This window comes from Clostridium punense, from assembly GCF_017874425.1.
Taxonomy (GTDB): domain Bacteria; phylum Bacillota; class Clostridia; order Clostridiales; family Clostridiaceae; genus Clostridium_J; species Clostridium_J punense.
Genome location: NZ_JAGGLL010000098.1, coordinates 1 through 1,036, shown reverse-complemented (window position 1 = coordinate 1,036; position 1,036 = coordinate 1). Strand labels below are relative to the sequence as shown.

At 30.9% G+C, this 1,036-nt stretch carries 2 protein-coding genes; both read right to left on the bottom strand.

Features of this window, described 5'->3' with window-relative positions; genetic code table 11:
• Window positions 1-389 (bottom strand): IS630 family transposase (locus tag J2Z44_RS21400; protein WP_209650075.1); only part of this gene is annotated, 389 nt, incomplete at its 3' end.
• Window positions 390-396: 7 nt separating this feature from the next.
• Entirely contained in the window at window positions 397-933 is a 537-nt protein-coding gene (locus J2Z44_RS21395; RefSeq protein WP_209650073.1) for a helix-turn-helix domain-containing protein, read from the bottom strand.
• Between the last annotated feature and the right edge of the window lie 103 nt (window positions 934-1,036).

Here is a 1,036-nt window from a genome sequence, read left to right as displayed (position 1 = left end):
AACCATCCCCATAACCCCTCTATCAAATTAAGTTCTGGGCTGTATGGTGGTAAAAACATTAACTCTAATCTAGATTTATTTTCATCTAGAAATGGTTGTATTAGCTTGGCATGATGTATTCTAGCATTATCCAGGATCATTACTATTTTACCCGTAGGGTACAGCTCAAGGGTGGTTTTTAAGAATTCACCAAATACCTTTGCATCGTATCTTTCATGCTCTTCACAATACACTATTCCTGTTTCATAATTTAATATTCCTATCAATTTAACTCCAGCATTCTTACCGTAGGTAGGTATCTTCTTTTGCTTACCCTTTATAAACCAAGTCTTTTGTATAGCCTGATAATCTCTAATCATAGATTCATCTTCAAACAATATATGATCCACTTCCCCATTAAGGTGTTTTTTTTAGTGTTTCAAAATCCTTTTTAAAAGCTTCTTGTTTTTCCTTATCTGCTTTTGCTAATACATATGTGGGTCTTGTATAACTTAAATTTAATCTTCGAAGAACTATTGACATCGCACTATGACATAGTTCAACGTCAAATTGATTAATAGCCCATTGTCTTATAAGTTCTATAGTCCAGTTTTTTCTTCCTTCAAATCCGACTTCGTCTGGCATTTTATTTATAATAATTTCTATAAGGTGATTTTCTTGTTCTTTATTAAGCTTTCTTTTGGCTCCTGGACTAAATTTCATTTCTAATCCTGATAATCCACTTTTATTATAGCTTTTGATATAATTGCCTACGGCATGGGGCTCTAGCCCCTCCATTTCGGCTATCCTTTTGTTTGTAAAGCCTTCAAAATGCCTTAATATCACTGAATATCTTTTATGCATACGTATGCTTTTAGTTTCCTTTAAAGCACATCTTAATTCTTGAATTTCTTTTTCATGTCCATCTATTTTGTTTAGTGTTAAATTTTCCATATTAAAATCCTCGCATAATTTATTTTTATTATTTTGGATTTTTATATAGTTTTATATTAGTGGTATTTTTAGGGATGAATTTTCTTAATTAAAACATATATAT

Excerpts from the sequence above, each read along its gene's own strand:
- J2Z44_RS21395 (WP_209650073.1), bottom strand. The coding sequence starts at position 933 with ATGGAAAATTTAACACTAAACAAAATAGATGGACATGAAAAAGAAATT.